Origin of the sequence: Winogradskyella sp. A2 (genome assembly GCF_046762865.1) — a bacterium.
Taxonomy (GTDB): Bacteria; Bacteroidota; Bacteroidia; order Flavobacteriales; family Flavobacteriaceae; genus Winogradskyella.
Genome location: NZ_JBKQXM010000023.1, coordinates 1 through 831, shown reverse-complemented (window position 1 = coordinate 831; position 831 = coordinate 1). Strand labels below are relative to the sequence as shown.

The following is an 831-nucleotide window of genomic DNA, read 5'->3' as shown; positions in this document are numbered from 1 at the left end:
CATCCCCACCAACCCTGGATATGTTTACGATTACAGCATAGACTGGGGAGATGGTACCGTTGAGAACAACGTTACGGGGGATGCTGTGCACACCTATGTTGCCGCGGGCACCTACCAGGTGAGTATCACTGGCGATTTTCCTTCGATATATTTCAATGGTACGCCGACCCAGGTCGAGCAGGACAATGCGGGACGCTTCCGCAGTGTAGAGCAGTGGGGCACTATAGCCTGGGGCAGCATGGCGAACGCCTTTTACGGAGCGGACAGCTTTGAGCTGAACGCAATGGATTTTCCGGACCTTTCGAACGTTACGGACATGTCGGGAATGTTCAGGAACACTGGCATTGACTTCCGAGGCAATGCTTCGATGTCCGGCTGGGACGTATCCACGGTGACCACGATGGCCGACATGTTCAACGAGGCGACCCTGTTCGACCAGGACCTTGGCGGCTGGGACGTATCCAACGTTACCGATATGCGCAACATGTTCAAGTGGTGCGTCAGCTTCAATGCGGATATCGGTAGCTGGGAGGTAGGCAACGTTACCGACATGAGCGGCATGTTCAACGTTGCTGCAGAATTCAACCAAGATATAGGCAGTTGGGACGTATCCAACGTTACCGACATGAAGGAGATGTTCCGCCAGACCAATGCCTTCAACCAGGACCTGAGTAGCTGGCAGTTAGGCAACGTGGGGAACATGAAGGAAATGTTCTTTGCAGCGATAGAGTTCAACGGTAACATAGTCGGCTGGGACGTATCAAGTGTTACCGACATGGCAGGAATGTTCGACACGGCCCTGATGTTCAACCGTGATATAAGTGGCTGGGC

General features: G+C 53.4%; 1 protein-coding gene. It reads left to right on the top strand.

The window, feature by feature from the left end; translation table 11 throughout:
* A partial coding sequence (locus ACFWV9_RS16140; protein ID WP_411896262.1) for a BspA family leucine-rich repeat surface protein occupies nucleotides 1–831 on the top strand: 831 nt, incomplete at both ends.